This is a genomic window from Streptomyces sp. ALI-76-A (assembly GCF_030287445.1).
GTDB lineage: Bacteria > Actinomycetota > Actinomycetes > Streptomycetales > Streptomycetaceae > Streptomyces.
The window spans coordinates 6,083,481-6,100,463 of record NZ_JASVWB010000002.1; the positions used below are offsets into that span (position 1 = coordinate 6,083,481).

The window sequence follows — 16,983 nt, forward strand, 5'->3', positions numbered from 1 at the left end:
TGCACGCATCGGCCGGAGGCGGCAGGTCGCATCTTGTGACCGGCTTGTGGCAGGAAGTGCACGAAAACACGAGACACCGCGCATTACCTTCTCTTTACACTCGACGGGGATGGGATCTCGTGACCACCCCAGGGGAGGACGATCACGGTGAACAGGACCACGGCGTACGCGACCACCTCGGCCCTCGCGCTGCCCGGCCAGCCGACGACCGGGGCCAGGGAGGCCTGCCGACCGGTCGGCGCACCCGTCGTCCGCGACCTCCGTGAGCGGGGCGGCCACAGCCCGCACGCGCTGCTCTTCGGCCCCAAGGACCTCGTCGTGATCACCGGCCTGCCCGGCAGCGGCAAGTCCACGCTGATGCGGCGCACCGTCAAGGGCATCCGCATCGACTCCCAGGACACCCGCGACCGCTGGGACACCCGGATGCCGCGTTCCCTGCCGTACGCGCTCTACCGGCCGCTCGTCCGCGCCGCGCACTACGCCGGTCTGCGCCGCGCCCTGCGCTCGGGCGAGGGCGTCGTGGTGCACGACTGCGGCACCCAGGCCTGGGTGCGCGGCTGGCTGGCCCGCGAGGCCCGCCGCCGGGGCGGCACCCTGCACCTGCTGCTGCTCGACGTCACACCCGGGCTCGCCCTGGAGGGCCAGCGGGAGCGCGGCCGGGGCGTGTCGCGGTACGCGTTCCTGCGCCACCGGAGCGCGGCTTCCCGGCTGATCAGCGCCGTGGAGCAGGGCGACCTGCCCCCGGGCTGCGGTTCGGCGGTGCTGATCGACCGCGACGCGGCGAACGTGCTGCGCCGGATCGGCTTCACGGGCTGAGACCCCCAGGGTGGCCCCCGTACCGGTTAGCCTTTTCAGCCACAGCAAGCGGTACTCGGCAGGCGGTAGGCAGGCAGATGGACTTCCCGGCGGATCTCCCCGCTGACTTCCCGGGCTTCCCGGCACAGGCGCACCCCCATCCGCACGGCGGATGGCCCGGCAACGAGCTGGAGGAGGTGCTCTCCGCCGCCCTCGGCATCCCCGGGGCGGGCGGACGGATCATCGAGGTGCTCGGCCGCAGCTTCGTCTGGGTCCCGCTGCCCAACGGCGGCGGCCCGCACAGCGGTCCGCTGGACCTGCCCACCCTGGAGATCGCGGGCCAGGCCTATGTGCCGGTGTTCAGCTCCGAGGAGCAGTTCCGGCAGGTCGCCGGCTCGCACATGGCGTACACCATCGCCCCCGCCGTCGAGTTCGCCCGCGGCCTGCCGCCCCAGGTCGGCCTCGCCGTGAACCCGGACGGCACGGTCGGCGTCCCGCTCCCGCCGCCGGCCGTCGCCGAGCTGTGCCGGGCGGGCCGCACCCCGCTGGACGGCCCCGCGAGCGGCGGCCGGGTCAAGCTGTACGAGCCCGACTGGCAGGACGACCCGGTGGACTTCCTGGCGGCGGCCTCCGCCGAGTTCGCCGCGACCGGCGTGGTCCGCACGGCCCGCCGCTGCCTCGCCGCCATCGAGACGGCCGACCCGGTGATGTTCGTGGGCGTGGAACTGTCCCAGTGGGACGGTGACATACGGGCGCTCCCGATGGAGGCCCTGTCCCGGGCCCTCACCCGCGCCCCGGGCCCCTGGCCGGTCAACCTGGTCCTCCTGGACGTGGCCGAGGACCCGGTGGGCCACTGGATGAGGGAGACGGTCCGGCCCTTCTACACGCGGGACCACTAGTGCCGCGGCAGGCAACGTTTGCCCGTCAAGGAGCGGCGTCCGGTGCGTGCTCTCGGCGTGCCGGCCGGAAGCCCTCGTACTGGATGTACTTGGGCTTTCGGCCGGTGCGGCGAGAGGGCGTGCCGGGCGTCGCGACGGGGCGAACGTTGCCTGCCACGGCACTAGGAACACCGCCGGGAAAGGCCCCCGAGGGGGCGCGCGGAACCGCGCCGTCGGCCCGTGCCACCCGGCCCGGCGGAGGCGAGAGGCCCGCGCTCATGGGCTGTGTCGGGGGCGCCTCCACTTAAGCTGGTTCCATACTGCGGGCCAGACTCTCGAAGGGGCGGTACAGGTGAGCGCCAGCGGCATCGCGACCGGGCAGGTCGAGCACATGCTGCGCCAGGTGACGCCCGGGCGTTACGACGCCTACGAGGCACTCCTGCGCGCGCTCGCGACCCCGTCCTCGGGCCAGGTCTGGATGCTGCTGTGGCACGGCCAGGCCGGTTCCCCCGACGCCCAGTACGGCAACATGCAGGTCGACGGGTACGGCTACGCGCCCTGCGTCACCTCCGCCCAGGAGCTGTCGGCCAGCGGCTGGAACAGATCGTACGAAGTGGTCGACGGCCTCGACGTGGCCCGCACCCTCTACCCCGAGCACTACGGGCTCTGGCTCAACCCGCACGCCCCCGGTGGCGGTGTCGGCATCCCGTGGCTCGACCTGCGCCGGATCGCCACCGGTCTGGAGCGCCAGCCCGCGGGACCGCTGCGGCTCTCCGAACCCGCCATCGAGATCCCGCAGTTCTACGCCCTGCTCACGCAGAACGCCCACCGTACCCCGGCCGTCCGCGCCCTGCGCCGCGCCTGGGTGCAGCCCGCGCTCGGGGCGCCGTATCTCGCGATCGGCCTCGACGTGTACGACACCAGCCCGCCGGCCGTCGACTCCGTGCGGGCGATGATGCAGCAGTCCATCGGCGCGGTCCCGGACGGGCTGCCGGTGTCGACCGTGGCGATGTCCGACGAGTACGACCCGGTCGCCCTGTGGATGCGGGCCGCCGCCCGCCCGTTCTACGACCGCGAGGCGCACGCCGCGCCCGCCCAGGGGCCGGCGGCGGGTTACGGCTATCCGCCGGCACGCGGCGGATACTGACCGGACCATCTCCCGGCTCCGGCGGCCGGCTTCGTCTTCGCGCGTAGAACTCGGTGAATCATCCGCGATGGTCGCCAATGTCCAACTCATGCGCGTCCGACCTACGTTACCCACCGTCCGGATAACGGAATCCCCCAACCTGCATCACGTTTATGCATCCTTTCACCGCCAAGTCTGGCTACAGATCGCCAAAGCGTTGAAGACTCCGGCAACAGGGGGGCTTTCGCCCCTGCCGACGGACTGATCGATGCCGCCACAGCGGCAAGTGCGGGCCGGCTACCGCCGGTTGAGAGGGGTCCCTGCCAGATGACGGCACCATTGCACGAGCCGACCGCGGAAGCGGCCCCGAGTGCGGCAGAGGAAGCGGCGGTCGCCAGCGCCGACGCGAAGGCCGTACAGGGGCGTTCCCTGGGCCGGATCGCCTGGGAGCGCCTGAAGCGGGACAAGCTCGCCCTCACGGGCGGCGTCGTGGTGCTCTTCCTCGTGGTGCTCGCGTTGCTCGCCCCGGTCATCACCGGGCTTCTGGGACAGGACCCGAACGAGTACCACGAGAACCTCATCGACCCGCTCTTCGGTACGCCCACGGGCTCCCTGGGCGGCATCAGCGGCGAACACCTGCTCGGCGTCGAGCCGGTCAACGGCCGTGACATCTTCGCCCGCATCCTCTACGGTGCCCGGATCTCCCTGCTGGTCGGCTTCCTGTCCGCCGTGGTCGCCGTGATCCTCGGAACGGTGCTGGGCATCCTCGCCGGGTTCTTCGGCGGCTGGATCGACTCCGTGATCAGCCGGGTGATGGACGGTCTGCTCGCCTTCCCCCAGCTGCTGTTCATCATCGCGCTGGTCTCCGTCATGCCGAACAACATGCTGGGCCTGACCGGGTCGAGCGTGCGTGTCCTCGTGATGATCGTCGTCATCGGCTTCTTCGGCTGGCCCTACATCGGACGCGTGGTGCGCGGCCAGACGCTCTCGCTGCGTGAGCGCGAGTACGTCGAGGCCGCCCGATCGCTGGGCGCGGGACGGCTGTACATCCTGTTCAAGGAGCTGCTGCCCAACCTGGTCGCCCCGATCGTCGTCTACACGACGATGATGATCCCCACCAACATCCTCACCGAGGCGGCGCTCAGCTTCCTGGGCGTGGGCGTCAAGCCGCCCACGGCCTCGTGGGGGCAGATGCTTTCTAGCGCGATCGACTACTACGAGTCGGACCCCATGTACATGGTGGTGCCGGGCGTTGCGATCTTCATCACCGTGCTGGCCTTCAATCTCTTCGGCGACGGCGTCCGGGACGCGCTGGATCCGAAGGCCTCCCGCTGAACCGCTGGACCGCCGAACCACAGCACCTCAGCCGAACCACAGCACCTCAAGCGTCCCGTGGCACTCACACGGGGTCTCTCATCAATCCGGAGGATCCGAGATCGTGACTACCCAACGCACCTCAGGGCGGCGGAAGCAGGCGTTTGCCGCTGTCGCCGCGGTCGCCGCGCTGCTGACCACGGCGGCGTGCGGCGGCGGTGGAGACGACGGCGACAACGGCTCGGCGTCCGGCGCCGCCGGCTTCGACGCCGCGAACAACAAGGTCGCCCAGGCATCCGCCGCCAAGAAGGGCGGCACGCTGAAGTTCGGTGGTGCCCAGGACGCCGACTCGTGGGACACCACGCGCGGTTACTACGGCATGATGTGGAACTTCGCCCGCTACTACAGCCGCCAGCTCGTCACGAACAAGACCGAGCCGGGCGCGGCCGGTGCCGAGATCACCCCGGACCTCGCCACCGCGACCGCCAAGATCTCGGACGACGGCAAGACCTACACGTACTCGCTGCGCGACGGGATCACGTGGGAGGACGGCAAGCCGATCACCTCCAAGGACATCAAGTACGGCATCGAGCGTGTGTGGGCGCAGGACGTGCTGTCCGGTGGTCCGACGTACCTGAAGGACGTGCTCGACCCCAAGGGCGAGTACAAGGGTCCGTACAAGGACACCTCCCCCGACAAGCTCGGTCTGAAGGCCATCGAGACGCCGGACGACAAGACCATCGTCTTCAAGCTGCCGCAGGCCAACTCGGACTTCGAGGAGATGCTGGCCCTGGTCTCCGCCTCGCCGGTCCGTCAGGACAAGGACACCAAGGGCAAGTACCAGCTGCACCCGTTCTCCTCCGGCCCGTACAAGTTCCAGTCGTACAGCCCGGGCAAGGACCTCACCCTGGTCCGCAACACCGAGTGGAAGCAGGCCTCGGACCCGGTCCGCAAGGCCTACCCGGACAAGATCACCGTCCAGTTCTTCTCGGACGCCAACCAGCTGGACCAGCGCCTGCTCAACGGTGACCTGGACCTGGACCTGAACCAGACCGGCATGTCACCGCAGGGCCGCACCACCGCCCTGAAGCAGCACAAGGGCAACCTGGACAACCCGGTCTCCGGTTACGTCCGCTACGCGGTCTTCCCGCAGAGCGTCGCGCCGTTCGAGAACATCGAGTGCCGCAAGGCCGTCATCCTGGGCGCCGACCACGTGTCGCTGCAGACCGCTCGCGGTGGCCCGATCGCCGGTGGCGACATCGGCACGAACATGCTGCCGCCGTCCGTCCCGGGTTCCGAGGGCCAGAAGTACGACCCGTACAAGCTCGCCGGTGCCAACAAGAACGGCAACGTGGCCGAGGCCAAGGCGGCCCTGAAGGCCTGCGGCAAGCCGAACGGCTTCAAGACCACCATCGCGGTCCGCAACAACAAGCCGGTCGAGGTGGCCACGGCCCAGTCCCTCCAGGCCTCGCTGAAGAAGATCGGCATCACGGCCGAGATCGACCAGTACGACGGCTCGCAGACCGCCGGCATCATCGGCAGCCCCTCGAACGTGAAGAAGAAGGGCTACGGCATCATCATCATGGGCTGGGGTCCGGACTTCCCGTCCGTCCAGGGCTACGGTCTGCCGCTGTGGAGCAGCAAGTACATCCAGGAGAGCGGTAACAACAACTACGCGCTCATCAAGGACAAGACGATCGACGGCCTGTTCAACTCGTACGTCACGACGCTGGACGACGCCGGCAAGGCGAAGATCGCCACGGAGATCAACCACAAGGTCATGGAGGGCGCGTACTACCTGCCCTTCGTCTTCGAGAAGTTCATCAACTGGCGCTCGAGCAACCTGGCGAACGTCTACACGACCGACGGCTACAGCGGTCAGTACGACTTCGTCAACCTCGGCCTGAAGAACCCGAAGAAGTAAACCCGGCACACCCGCCGAACGGCACGAAAGGCAGGTGAAGGCCGGCGCGGCGTGATCGCGGGCCACCTGGGGAACCTCCCACGTCCATAAGACGGTGGGGGAGACCGTAGGTGGCCCGCGGTCCGCGGCGGGCCGAGAGCTGTGCTCGCTTACCTCATCAGGCGGTTGTTCGCCGCCGCAGTGATGCTCGTGGTCATCATCATGGTGGTCTTCGGCATCTTCTTCCTCGTCCCGAAGTGGGCGGGAGTCGACATCGCCTTGAGCTTCGTGGGCAAGCAGGCCGACCCTGCCGCCGTCGAGGGCGTGCGCGAGAAGCTCGGACTGGGCGATCCGATCTACGCCCAGGTCTGGGAGTTCTTCAAGGGCGTCTTCGCGGGCCGTACCTACACGGGCGGCGGCGACACCATCCACTGCTCCGCACCCTGCTTCGGCTACTCCTTCCGCAGCGAGCAGGCTGTCTGGCCGGTGCTGACCGACCGCTTCCCGGTGACCCTGGGACTGGCGCTCGGCGCCGCCGTGCTGTGGCTGATCTTCGGCATCGCGGCCGGTGTGCTCTCCGCGCTCAAGCGGGGCACCCTGTGGGACCGCGGCGCGATGGTCGTCGCGCTCGCGGGTGTCTCCCTCCCCATCTACTTCACCGGCATGCTCAGCCTGGCGATCTTCGCCTTCGGGCTGAAATGGATCGACGCGCAGTACGTGCCCCTGGAGGACAGCTTCGGCGGCTGGTTCGGCGGCATGATCCTGCCCTGGATCACCCTGGCGTTCCTCTACGCGGCGATGTACGCCCGGATCACCCGCGCCACCATGATGGAGATCCTGGGCGAGGACTACATCCGCACGGCTCGCGCCAAGGGTCTCAAGGAGCAGACCGTCATCGGCAAGCACGCCATGCGCTCGACGATGACGCCTATCCTGACCATGCTCGGCATGGACCTCGGCGCCCTCATCGGCGGCGCCATCCTGACCGAGTCCACGTTCAACCTGCCCGGCCTCGGCCGGGCCGTACTGGACGCCATCCGCAATCAGGACCTGCCCATCATCGTGGGCGTCACCCTGATCACATCCCTCGCGGTGCTCGTCGCCAACCTCGTGGTGGACATCCTGTACGCCGTGATCGACCCCCGAGTGAGGCTCACATGACCGAACTCAGCAAGAGCGGAGCGGCCGTGGGCGAGCCCACCGGCACCTCGCCCGCCCCGACCTCCTTCCTGGAAGTGCGCGACCTGAAGGTGCACTTCCCCACCGACGACGGGCTGGTCAAGTCCGTCGACGGGCTCAGCTTCCAGCTGGAGAAGGGCAAGACCCTCGGCATCGTGGGCGAGTCCGGCTCGGGCAAGTCGGTGACCTCGCTCGGCATCATGGGCCTGCACACCGCCGGCCAGTACGGCAAGCGCAAGGCGCAGATCTCCGGCGAGATCTGGCTGGACGGCACCGAACTGCTGTCCGCCGACCCGGACTACGTGCGCAGGCTGCGCGGCCGTGAGATGGCGATGATCTTCCAGGATCCGCTGTCGGCGCTGCACCCGTACTACACGATCGGCCAGCAGATCGTGGAGGCGTACCGGATCCACCACGACGTGGACAAGAAGACCGCCAAGCGCCGTGCGGTCGACATGCTCGACCGGGTGGGCATCCCGCAGCCGGACAAGCGGGTCGACAGCTACCCGCACGAGTTCTCCGGCGGTATGCGTCAGCGCGCGATGATCGCGATGTCACTGGTCAACAACCCCGAACTGCTGATCGCGGACGAGCCGACGACCGCCCTGGACGTGACCGTCCAGGCGCAGATCCTCGACCTGATCCGCGACCTCCAGAAGGAGTTCGGCTCCGCGGTCATCGTCATCACCCACGACCTGGGCGTCGTCGCCGAACTGGCTGACGACATCCTGGTGATGTACGGCGGCCGCTGCGTCGAGCGGGGCCCGGCCGACAAGGTGTTCTACGAGCCCCGCCACCCCTACACCTGGGGTCTGCTCGGCTCCATGCCGCGTCTGGACCGCGAGCAGCAGGAGCGCCTGATCCCGGTCAAGGGCTCCCCGCCGTCGCTGATCAACATCCCGTCCGGCTGTGCCTTCAACCCGCGCTGCCCGTACGCGGACCTCCCGAAGGACAACATCACCCGCACCGTCCGCCCCGAGCTCGCCGAAGTGGGCAGCCGGCACTGGGCCGCCTGCCACCTGGGCACGGAGCAGCGGGAGCGTATCTGGACCGAAGAGATTGCGCCGAAGCTGTGAGCGACGACGAGAAAGCGGTGACCATTCCCGCGCAGGGCAAGGCTCCTGAGAAGCAGGGCGCCACCCTCTCGAAGGACCCCGCCCCCGGCGAGGTCCTGCTGAAGGTGACCGGGCTGAAGAAGCACTTCCCGATCAAGAAGGGTCTCCTCCAGCGGCAGGTCGGCGCGGTGCACGCGGTCGACGGCATCGACTTCGAGGTCCGCTCCGGCGAGACGCTCGGCGTCGTGGGCGAGTCCGGCTGCGGCAAGTCCACGATGGGCCGGCTGATCACCCGGCTGCTCGAACCGACCGACGGCAAGGTCGAGTTCGAGGGCAAGGACATCACACACCTCGGGGTGGGCGCGATGCGCCCGATGCGCCGCGACGTGCAGATGATCTTCCAGGACCCGTACTCGTCGCTGAACCCGCGGCACACCATCGGCACGATCGTCGGCGCCCCCTTCAAGCTCCAGGGCGTCGAGCCCGAGGGCGGCATCAAGAAGGAAGTGCAGCGGCTGCTGTCGGTCGTGGGCCTCAACCCCGAGCACTACAACCGCTACCCGCACGAGTTCTCCGGCGGTCAGCGCCAGCGCATCGGCATCGCCCGCGCGCTCGCGCTCAACCCGAAGCTGGTCGTCGCGGACGAGCCGGTCTCCGCGCTGGACGTGTCGATCCAGGCGCAGGTGGTGAACCTGCTGGACGACCTCCAGCAGGAGCTCGGCCTGACGTACGTGATCATCGCGCACGACCTCTCGGTCGTCCGGCACGTCTCGGACCGCATCGCGGTGATGTACCTGGGCAAGATCGTGGAGCTCGCCGACCGGGACCTGCTGTACAGGTCGCCGATGCATCCGTACACCAAGGCGCTGATGTCGGCGGTGCCGATCCCCGACCCGAGGCGCAAGAACGCCAAGAGCGAGCGCATCCTGCTCAGGGGCGACGTGCCCTCGCCGATCTCCCCGCCGAGCGGCTGCCGCTTCCACACCCGGTGCTGGAAGGCGACGCAGATCTGCAAGACGACCGAGCCGCCGCTCCTCGAGCTGAGGCCCGGCCAGCAGGTCGCCTGTCACCACCCGGAGAACTTCGAGGACCAGGCCCCGCAGGACACGGTTCTGCTGACCGCCGCGAAGGAGGCGGCGGAGCTGGTGGCCGACGAGGTGCTCGCGGAGTCGGCGGCCACGTCGGCCGCGGTGGCGGCCGAGGTGGCGGCGCCGGGCCCGTCCAAGGACACCGGCGCGAAGGCCGACGCGGACCGGACCGCGGACCGGACGGCCCTGACGGAGACCGAGGCGGCGGAGAGCGGCCTGACGTCGGCCGAGGCCACGGCTCCCCACCCGTCGGACACCGGGGCGACCAGGCCCCCCGAGACGGGGACCGACACGACGGAGACCGCCAAGGAGAAGTGACACTCCTCGGCTGAACAGCGAGCCCCCGCCTTCGTTTGCAAGGCGGGGGCTCGCTGTCGGGTGAGAATGTTCGAGTGCTCCTGCAACTGTTCACCCCTTCCGTCCAGCACACGCTCGACCTCGTGGGCATCTTCGTGTTCGCCATCTCCGGCGCGCTGCTGGCCGTCCGCAAGAACTTCGACGTCTTCGGCATCGCCGTCCTCGCCGAGGTCACCGCGCTGGGCGGAGGACTGCTGCGCGACCTGATCATCGGGGCCGTGCCGCCCGCCGCCTTCACGGACCTCGGCTACTTCGTCACCCCGCTGCTCGCCGCCCTCCTCGTCTTCTTCCTGCATCCGCAGGTGGAGCGCATCCAGGTCGCGGTGAACGTCTTCGACGCGGCCGGCCTCGGCCTGTTCTGCGTCGCCGGCACCACGAAGGCGTACGAGTACGGGCTCGGCCTCACCCCGTCGGCGGCCCTGGGCCTGGCCACCGCGGTCGGCGGCGGCGTGCTGCGGGACGTCCTCGCCAACGAGGTGCCCTCGCTGCTGCGCTGGGACCGCGACCTGTACGCGGTCCCGGCGATCGTCGGCGCCACGATGGTCGCGCTGTGCCTCCGCTACGACGCCCTCACCCCGCTCACCAGCGCGCTCGCGGTCGTCACCGCCTTCGTGCTGCGGCTGCTCGCGATGCGGTTCCACTGGCGGGCGCCGCGCGCGTGGAACCGGCGGTCGACGGTGCGGGAGGAGCGGTGACGCGGAGGCCGTCATCCGCCCGTAACGATGAAAGCTACCGCTTAGTAATTGCCTGTTGTACCGTGCAGGCATGCCAGAAGCAGCTACCGCGCGCGCCGTCATCGGCGACAGCGAGTTCGACCGGGACACCGCGCTGATCCGCCGCGAACCCGGGGTCTACGACATCGACCTCTCCGCCGGCTGGACGATCCTGGGCGCCGTCAACGGCGGCTATCTGCTGGCCGTCCTGGGCCGCGCCCTCGCCCATGCCCTGCCGCACGCCGACCCGTTCACCATCTCGGCGCACTACCTGACCGCGTCCCGGCCGGGCCCGGCGGTGGTGCGCACGGGCGTCGTCCGCACCGGCCGCACCCTGTCGACCGGCCAGGCATCGCTCTTCCAGTACGACGACGAGGGCCGCGAGGTGGAACGCATCCGCGTGCTCGCGTCCTACGGCGACCTGGACGCCCTCCCCGACGACGTCCGCACGACGGCCCGGCCGCCCGCGCTCCCGCCCCTGGAGCAGTGCTTCGGCGCGGAGGACGGTCCCGCGCCCGTGGAGGGCGGTTCCGCCATCACCGAACGGCTGCTGCTCAAGGTCGACCCGTCCACCCTGGGCTGGGCGCTCGGGGCGCCGTCCGGCAAGGGGGAGATGCGGGCCTGGTTCGGGCTCGCCGACGGCCGTGACGCCGATCCCCTCGCGCTGCTGCTGGCGGTCGACGCGCTGCCGCCGACCGCCTTCGAGATCGGCCTGTCCGGCTGGGTGCCCACGGTCGAGCTGACGGTCCACGTCCGTGCCCGCCCGGCGCCGGGCCCGCTGCGGGTGTCGATCACCACGCGCAACCTGGCCGGCGGCTTCCTGGAGGAGGACGCCGAGGTGTGGGACAGCGCGGACCGGCTGGTCGCGCAGTCGCGGCAGCTGGCCCGGGTCAGGCTGTGAGGGGCTTCCGCCCCGGGCGGGCCGCCGGCCCGCGGTAGACGTCGGCCCTTTCGGGGCCGGCGGGGCGGGGGCGTCCAGGAGGCACCGGGTGGTGGGCAGCACCGCGCCGCCCGGTTCTCGGGCGTCCCGCTCGTGTCGTCGTGTACGCCTGCGTCGTTCCCGCGCCTTGCGCGCCGGTGTTCCCCGCTCCCGGGCGTCCCGCGCGGTGGCTTCCGCTCCGGGCGTCCCGCCCCAGTGCTCTCCGCGCTGGTGGCTTCCGCGCCGGGTCGTCCCGCGCCGATGTCCCCGCTCCGGGCGTCCCGCGGCGGCGCTTTCCGCGCCGGGTGGCTTCCGCTCCGGGGTGTTTCGCGCCGGTCAGTCCAGCCAGTGCCGGCGGCCGATGCCGATGAGCCGCAGCCGGCGTTCCGCCACCCGCGTGACGCGCTCGCGCTCCTCCTCCGGGGCCTCCAGCGTCTCCAGGAACAGCGAGGCGGTGCTCAGCATCTGGTCGACGTAGAGAGTGGCGAGCATCAGGAGATCGTCGTCGTTCCAGCCGGCGGACTCCGGGTCCTTGGCCAGCTCGTCCCGCACCTCCCGGCCGAAGCGGGCCAGTTGGTCGTGTATCGCCTCCCGCACGGGCTGGACTCCGCCGTGCCGCTCCCGGGCGATGAAGCGGACGTGCGCGGGGTACGCGTCCACGTGGCCGGCGATCAACTCGATGGCGCGCCTGATGCGCTGGTCACCGTCGCCGTCCGTGGACACCGTCGTCCGGACCATCGGATGCAGGCTGCCCAGCGCCTCCTCGACCAGGGCCACGCCGAGATCCGCGGTGGAGCGGAAGTGCCGGTAGAAGGCGGTCGGGGCGACGCCGACGGCGCGGGTGACCTCGCGCAGGCCAAGACTGCTCAGGCTCTGGTCCTCCAGCAGAGCGAGCGCGGCGTCCAGGAGCGCCTGCCGGGTCTTCTGTTTCTGGGCCTGCCGGATGCCGAGCGTGTGACTCATGCCATGCAGTTAACAACTGTTCTCCGGAATTGGAAAGTCATGAGGCACGCTAGACTGGGAAGTCAGTGAACAACTGTAACTACAAGCGTTCACCGAAACGTCACGGAGGGGATACCGCCATGCTGTTCCTGGTCGCCGCACTCCTGCTGCTCGGCGTGGTCATGGGCACCGTCGCCCACGCGCCGTTGAGCTTCACCCTGGTCGCCGCCGTCGTCATCGCCGCCTGGCTCGGCGTCTTCGCGGTCCGCGAGCGCCGGCGTGGCCCGTCCGCGCACTGATCGCCGACCCCGCACGTCCGCGCACTGCCCCGCCCGTGGACGCACTGACCCGGCCCCCGATCCGGCCGACCCGACCTCAAGGAGCTGACCCGTCATGCACCTCACCGCACCGGCCACCACGCGCCGCACCGGCTTCCGCGACGCCGACGGCATGGCTGTCGCGTCCTTCGTCCTCGGCCTCCTCGGTCTGCTGGTCCTCAACGTCCTCCTCGGCCCGATCGCCATCGCCCTGGCGGGAGCGGCCCTCTGGCGCGGCACCACCCGCAGGGGCCGCGCGTACCTGGGCCTGGGCCTGGGCGTCGCCGACCTCGTGGTCCTGGTGACCTTCATGCAGCTGGACAACACCGTGTCCTGGAGCTTCTGAGCGGTGCCGCCGTTCACCGCCGAGGCCGACCGTGCCCCGAGGCCGCGCACCGGGGCCCCGTAGAATCGGGGCCACCATGGCATACCTCGACCACGCCGCGACCACCCCGATGCTCCCCGAGGCAGTCGAGGCACTCACCGCGCACCTGGGCATCACCGGCAACGCCTCCTCCCTCCACGCGTCCGGCCGCCGCGCGCGGCGCACCGTCGAGGAGGCCCGGGAGACCCTCGCGGAGGCGCTCGGCGCCCGCCCCAGCGAGATCGTCTTCACCTCCGGCGGCACCGAGGCGGACAACCTCGCCGTCAAGGGCCTGTACTGGTCCCGCCGCGACACCGACCCGGCCCGCACCCGGGTCCTCGCCAGCCCCGTCGAGCACCACGCCGTCCTGGACGCCGTCCACTGGCTCGGCGAACACGAGGGCGCCACGATCGAGTACCTCCCGGTCGACCGGCACGGCCGAGTCCATCCCGACGCGCTGCGCGACGCCATCGCCCGCGATCCCGACGACGTGGCCCTCGTCACCGTCATGTGGGCGAACAACGAGATCGGCACGGTGCTGCCGATCCGCGAACTCGCCGCCACGGCTGCCGAGTTCGGCATCCCCCTGCACGCCGACGCCGTCCAGGCCGTCGGCCAGGTCCCCGTCGACTTCGCCGGCTCCGGCCTCGCCGCGATGACGGTCTCCGGCCACAAGATCGGCGGCCCGTACGGCATCGGCGCCCTGGTCCTGGGCCGCGAGCACACCCCCGTACCCGTCCTGCACGGCGGTGGTCAGGAGCGGCACGTCCGCTCCGGCACCCTCGACGTGCCCGCCGTCGCGTCCTTCGCGGTGGCCGGCCGGCTCGCCGCCGAGCAGCGCGCGTGGTTCGCCCGCGAGATCGGCGCCCTGCGCGACAGCCTGGTCGAGGCGGTCCGTACGGCGGTCCCGGACGCGATCCTGGGCGGCGACCCCGAGAACCGCCTCCCGGCCAACGCCCACTTCACCTTCCCGGGCTGCGAGGGCGACTCCCTGCTGCTCCTCCTGGACGCCCAGGGCATCGAGTGCTCCACCGGTTCCGCCTGCACCGCGGGCGTCGCCCAACCCAGCCATGTCCTGCTCGCCACCGGCACCGACCCCGACCTGGCCCGCGGCACCCTGCGCTTCTCCCTCGGCCACACCTCCACCGAGGCCGATGTCGAGGCGGTCGCCAAGGCGATCGGACCGGCGGTGGAACGGGCGCGGGCGGCGGGCCTGACATAGCGGCGCGCCGGCGCCACGCCGGGCGGTTCGCGCTACGCCGGGACGGTCGCGCTACGCCGGGGCGGTCCGGCGCGGGGTCGGGGCGGTCCGCGCCTCCCGCACCAGCCGCAGGTACCGGTCCCAGTCCCAGTGCGGGCCCGGGTCGGTGTGGTCCGTCCCGGGCACCTCCACATGGCCGATGATGTGCTCGCGGTCGACCGGAATGTCGTAGCGCGCGCATATCCGGGCCGCGAGGCGGGCCGACGACGCGTACATGGCGTCCGTGAAGTCCTGCGGACGGTCCACGAAGCCCTCGTGCTCGATACCGACACTGCGTTCGTTGTAGTCGCGGTTGCCCGCGTGGTACGCCACGTCCAGCTCCCGGATCATCTGCGCGACGTGACCGTCCTTGCCGACGATGTAGTGCGCGGCCGCGCCGTGCCCCGGGTCCTGGAACACCTTCACCGCGCTGTCGAAGCTGCCCTGGGTGACATGGACGATCACCATGTCTATCCCGAAGTCGTCCGGCCGGTCCGCGCGCCGCCAGTTCGCGTCGGACGCGGCCACCCAGCGCGCGCCGGTGTAGTCGACCGCCCCCTCCTCGCGCGGCTTCTCCACGCCGGGCGCGCGCCACCACAGCCGCGCCAGCTCGTCACGGGCCAGCACGGCCGTGCCCGCCGCGGCCGCCGTGCCCCCGATCAGCAGGGCACGCCGGCCGATGCGCCGGTCCGTGTCCGTACCGGCCTTGTTCTTGCCTGCTCGCGTCGCGCCCATGTGACCGTGAACGGATACTCGTGGGCTCCGGTTCCCGAGCCCCCTTACTCTTGAAGGGTTATGACTGACACCACGCAGCCCACCCGTCCTCTTCGTGTCCTCGCCGCCATGTCGGGCGGAGTCGACTCCGCCGTCGCCGCCGCCCGCGCGGCCGAGGCGGGGCACGACGTGACCGGCGTCCACCTCGCCCTCTCGGCGAACCCGCAGTCGTTCCGCACGGGCGCGCGTGGCTGCTGCACCATCGAGGACTCCCGCGACGCCCGCCGCGCCGCCGACGTCATCGGCATCCCGTTCTACGTGTGGGACCTCGCCGACCGCTTCCGCGAGGACGTCGTCGAGGACTTCGTCGCCGAGTACGAGGCCGGCCGCACCCCGAACCCCTGCCTGCGGTGCAACGAGAAGATCAAGTTCGCCGCCCTGCTCGACAAGGCGCTCGCCCTCGGCTTCGACGCGGTCTGCACCGGCCACTACGCCCAGGTGATCGTGCGGGACGACGGCACCCGCGAGCTGCACCGCGCCTCCGACATGGCGAAGGACCAGTCGTACGTCCTCGGGGTCCTGGACGACCGGCAGCTCGCCCACGCGATGTTCCCGCTCGGCGACACGGTCACCACCAAGGACGAGATCCGCGCGGAGGCCGAGCGCCGCGGCCTCGCCGTCGCCAAGAAGCCCGACTCGCACGACATCTGCTTCATCGCCGACGGCGACACCCAGGGCTTCCTCGCCGCCCGCCTCGGCAGGGCGGAGGGCGACATCGTCGACGAGTCGGGAGCCAGGCTCGGGACGCACGAGGGCGCGTACGGCTTCACCATCGGCCAGCGCAAGGGCCTGCGGATCGGCACCCCGGCCCCCGACGGCAAGCCGCGCTACGTCCTCGACATCTCGCCGGTGGACAACAGGGTCACGGTGGGCCCGGCCGCCGCCCTCGACGTGACGGGGCTGACGGCCCTCAAGCCGCGCTGGTGCGGAGCCGCCCCGTCCGGCCCCGGCACCTACACGGCCCAGCTCCGCGCCCACGGCGGCGAGACGGCCGTCACCGCCGAACTCGTCGACGGCACCCTGGAGGTGACGTTCACCGAGCCGGTCCGCGGCGTGGCGCCCGGCCAGGCGATCGTCCTCTACGACGGCACGCGCGTGGTCGGCTCGGCGACGATCGCCTCCACCACGCGCGCGACGGCCCCCGTCTCCTGAACCGACGGTGCGCGGGGCGCGCCCCATCGGCACGCGCGCGTGCCGGCCGGTCTCACCCCGGGAGGGTCGGTCACCCCGCGAAGAACTCCGCCAGCACCGGTGCCAGCGCCTGCGGATCCACCATGTGGGTCTGCCCCTCCAGGGTCCGCGAGGCGCCCTCGTGTGCCGCCTCCGCGACCGCCCGCGCCGCCTCGCGCAGCCATCCGGGGCTCGCGCCGCCCGCGACGGCCAGGACCGGGACGGTGACCGACGCGAGCAGCTCCCGGGGGACCCGGCCGTCGCCCAGCACGGCGTCGTCGTACGCGAGGCTCGGCGCGATGGCCTCCATGCCGGCCCACATGGGGGACTGACGCGCGCCGCGGATCATCTCCTCGGCCAGACCGGTGAGCCTCAGGAACAGCTCCACCGCGTCCCCACGCCGGTCCCGCGCGAGCGCCCCGGTCAGGCGCTCGGTGTACTCGGCGCGTTCCTTCACCGCGCTCTCGTCCATGGCGTACGGCACCTCGTACACGGCCACCCGGCGCACCGGCAGCCCGCTCGCCGCCGCGTGCAGGGCCAGCGCGCCGCCCGAGGAGACGCCGTAGAGCGCCGCCTCGCCGCCCGCCACCTCGATCAGCGCGGCCAGGTCCTCGATCTCACGGTCCACCGCGTACGGCAGCGTGTCGCCGCTGTCGCCACGGCCCCGGCGGTCGTACACGACGACGTCGAAGCGGTCCGAGAGAGCGGCGGCGAGCGGGCGTACCGTGCCACCCGTCGACATCGCGCCGCTCACCAGGACGACCGCCGGTCCCTGGCCGGTGCGTTCGTACGCGAGGGGCGTGCCGTCGCGCGAAAGGGTCTTCTTGTCCATGACTGTGAAGACTGCCC

17 protein-coding genes are annotated in these 16,983 nt (G+C 71.0%); 14 read left to right on the plus strand and 3 right to left on the minus strand.

Annotation, left to right across the window (positions count from 1 at the left end):
• Positions 1-141 precede the first annotated feature (141 nt).
• The 10 genes from QQS16_RS28320 (at position 142) to QQS16_RS28365 (ending at position 11,309) form a co-directional block, all read left to right on the plus strand.
• Entirely contained in the window at positions 142-816 is a 675-nt protein-coding gene (locus QQS16_RS28320) for an AAA family ATPase (protein WP_286066484.1), read from the plus strand.
• A 77-nt stretch (positions 817-893) separates the two neighbouring features.
• The gene (locus QQS16_RS28325) at positions 894-1,694 is read left to right on the plus strand and encodes an enhanced serine sensitivity protein SseB (protein WP_286064850.1); all 801 of its coding nucleotides are present in this window, start codon (positions 894-896) and stop codon (positions 1,692-1,694) included.
• 331 nt (positions 1,695-2,025) lie between these two features.
• The gene (locus QQS16_RS28330) at positions 2,026-2,820 is read left to right on the plus strand and encodes an enhanced serine sensitivity protein SseB C-terminal domain-containing protein (RefSeq protein ID WP_286064851.1); all 795 of its coding nucleotides are present in this window, start codon (positions 2,026-2,028) and stop codon (positions 2,818-2,820) included.
• Positions 2,821-3,126: 306 nt separating this feature from the next.
• Positions 3,127-4,134, plus strand: a complete 1,008-nt coding sequence (locus QQS16_RS28335) for an ABC transporter permease (RefSeq protein WP_286064852.1) — start codon at positions 3,127-3,129, stop codon at positions 4,132-4,134.
• A 103-nt stretch (positions 4,135-4,237) separates the two neighbouring features.
• On the plus strand, positions 4,238-6,037 hold the full coding sequence (locus QQS16_RS28340; protein WP_286064853.1) for an ABC transporter substrate-binding protein: 1,800 nt from the start codon (positions 4,238-4,240) through the stop codon (positions 6,035-6,037).
• Between the two features lie 141 nt (positions 6,038-6,178).
• A complete protein-coding gene (locus tag QQS16_RS28345; RefSeq protein ID WP_286064854.1) occupies positions 6,179-7,177 on the plus strand; it encodes an ABC transporter permease in 999 nt (332 codons plus the stop codon).
• Positions 7,174-8,271: an ABC transporter ATP-binding protein gene (locus QQS16_RS28350; RefSeq protein WP_286064855.1), complete on the plus strand. Its 1,098-nt coding sequence runs from the start codon at positions 7,174-7,176 to the stop codon at positions 8,269-8,271. Before QQS16_RS28345 ends, QQS16_RS28350 begins: the two co-directional genes overlap by 4 nt.
• A complete protein-coding gene (locus QQS16_RS28355) occupies positions 8,268-9,656 on the plus strand; it encodes an ABC transporter ATP-binding protein (protein WP_502963854.1) in 1,389 nt (462 codons plus the stop codon). Before QQS16_RS28350 ends, QQS16_RS28355 begins: the two co-directional genes overlap by 4 nt.
• A 74-nt stretch (positions 9,657-9,730) precedes the next feature.
• A complete protein-coding gene (locus QQS16_RS28360; RefSeq protein WP_286064856.1) occupies positions 9,731-10,390 on the plus strand; it encodes a trimeric intracellular cation channel family protein in 660 nt (219 codons plus the stop codon).
• Between the two features lie 70 nt (positions 10,391-10,460).
• Positions 10,461-11,309 (plus strand): thioesterase family protein, encoded by an 849-nt coding sequence (locus QQS16_RS28365; RefSeq protein ID WP_286064857.1) that lies wholly within the window; start codon positions 10,461-10,463, stop codon positions 11,307-11,309.
• Between the two features lie 354 nt (positions 11,310-11,663).
• Here QQS16_RS28365 and QQS16_RS28370 read toward each other — a convergent pair whose 3' ends face one another.
• Positions 11,664-12,290 (minus strand): TetR family transcriptional regulator, encoded by a 627-nt coding sequence (locus tag QQS16_RS28370; RefSeq protein WP_286064858.1) that lies wholly within the window; start codon positions 12,288-12,290, stop codon positions 11,664-11,666.
• A gap of 119 nt (positions 12,291-12,409) precedes the next feature.
• Here QQS16_RS28370 and QQS16_RS28375 point away from each other — a divergent pair, with 119 nt between their 5' ends.
• The 3 genes from QQS16_RS28375 to QQS16_RS28385 all read left to right on the plus strand — a co-directional run bounded on the left by QQS16_RS28375 (position 12,410) and on the right by QQS16_RS28385 (position 14,172).
• The gene (locus QQS16_RS28375) at positions 12,410-12,568 is read left to right on the plus strand and encodes a hypothetical protein (RefSeq protein WP_286064859.1); all 159 of its coding nucleotides are present in this window, start codon (positions 12,410-12,412) and stop codon (positions 12,566-12,568) included.
• Between the two features lie 94 nt (positions 12,569-12,662).
• Complete coding sequence (locus QQS16_RS28380; RefSeq protein WP_286064860.1) at positions 12,663-12,932, plus strand: DUF4190 domain-containing protein; 270 nt, start codon at positions 12,663-12,665, stop codon at positions 12,930-12,932.
• A gap of 76 nt (positions 12,933-13,008) precedes the next feature.
• The gene (locus QQS16_RS28385; RefSeq protein ID WP_286064861.1) at positions 13,009-14,172 is read left to right on the plus strand and encodes a cysteine desulfurase family protein; all 1,164 of its coding nucleotides are present in this window, start codon (positions 13,009-13,011) and stop codon (positions 14,170-14,172) included.
• Positions 14,173-14,223: 51 nt separating this feature from the next.
• Here the strand turns inward: QQS16_RS28385 and QQS16_RS28390 are convergent, their stop codons facing one another.
• Complete coding sequence (locus QQS16_RS28390) at positions 14,224-14,925, minus strand: N-acetylmuramoyl-L-alanine amidase (RefSeq protein ID WP_286064862.1); 702 nt, start codon at positions 14,923-14,925, stop codon at positions 14,224-14,226.
• 60 nt (positions 14,926-14,985) lie between these two features.
• Here QQS16_RS28390 and mnmA point away from each other — a divergent pair, with 60 nt between their 5' ends.
• Entirely contained in the window at positions 14,986-16,116 is a 1,131-nt protein-coding gene (mnmA, locus tag QQS16_RS28395) for a tRNA 2-thiouridine(34) synthase MnmA (protein ID WP_286064863.1), read from the plus strand.
• Positions 16,117-16,186: 70 nt separating this feature from the next.
• Here the strand turns inward: mnmA and QQS16_RS28400 are convergent, their stop codons facing one another.
• The gene (locus QQS16_RS28400; protein WP_286064864.1) at positions 16,187-16,966 is read right to left on the minus strand and encodes an alpha/beta fold hydrolase; all 780 of its coding nucleotides are present in this window, start codon (positions 16,964-16,966) and stop codon (positions 16,187-16,189) included.
• Positions 16,967-16,983: the final 17 nt, after the last annotated feature.